Annotated in this window: 1 protein-coding gene and 1 pseudogene; both read right to left on the bottom strand. The window is 65.4% G+C overall.

Annotation, left to right across the window (positions count from 1 at the left end):
- Nucleotides 1–400 (bottom strand): glycerophosphodiester phosphodiesterase (locus tag IG88_RS45415; RefSeq protein WP_234332500.1); only part of this gene is annotated, 400 nt, incomplete at its 3' end.
- A gap of 74 nt (nt 401–474) precedes the next feature.
- Nucleotides 475–642, bottom strand: a pseudogene (locus IG88_RS45410) (glycerophosphodiester phosphodiesterase family protein); the annotation flags it as partial.
- Nucleotides 643–731: the final 89 nt, after the last annotated feature.

Genomic DNA, 731 nt, shown 5'->3' with positions numbered 1-731 from the left:
GGGTGAGGGTTTGGGGGTAGTCGGTGATGATGCCGTCGACGCCGAGTTGTGCCATGGTGCGGATGGCGCCGGGTTCGTCGACGGTCCAGACGTTGACGGTCATGCCGAGTTGGTGGATGCGGTCGACGAGGGTTTGGTCGGTGATGGTGTGCTGGGGGTTGATCTGGTCGGCCCATTGGCTGAGTTGGAGGAGTTCGGTGTCGGTGGGGCGGTCGGCGTCGAGGATGCCGATGGGGATGTGGGGTTGTGCGGTGTGGAAGGTGTGGGCGTCGTCGGTCTGGAAGGACTGGACGGCGAGTTTTTTGCGGGCGAGGGCGGTGTGGAGGTAGTGGGGTTTGTTGTTGAGGGTGGTGGCGAGGTCGGTGGCGAGGGTGGTGCCGTATTGGCTGCAGGGGCTGATTTCGGCGAGGAGTCCGGTGGGGGTCCGGCGTCGAGGCGGCGGAGTTCGTTCCAGGTGAAGTCGGAGACGCGGTAGGTGGGGCGGCCTGGGTAGAGGTCTTCGATGTTGGTGGTGCGTTGCATGGTGCAGTCGTGGAAGTTGATGAGTTTGCCGTCTTTGGTGCGTTGGACGTCGATTTCGACGTGGTCTGCGTGTTGTCGGACGGCGAGGTCGATGGCGGCGGCGGTGTTCTCGGGTGCCATGCCGGAGGAGCCGCGGTGGGCGATGACGTCGGGGCCGGTCGCGGCGTGCGCGGTCGTCGACGTCACCGCCAGCACCAGACCACTCAGCA

The sequence above is a fragment of the Streptomyces sp. NRRL F-5650 genome (genome assembly GCF_000721365.1).
Lineage (GTDB): Bacteria > Actinomycetota > Actinomycetes > Streptomycetales > Streptomycetaceae > Streptomyces > Streptomyces ardesiacus.
Note: the sequence above shows the minus strand (reverse complement) of the source record. Positions and strands in the feature narration are given on the sequence as shown.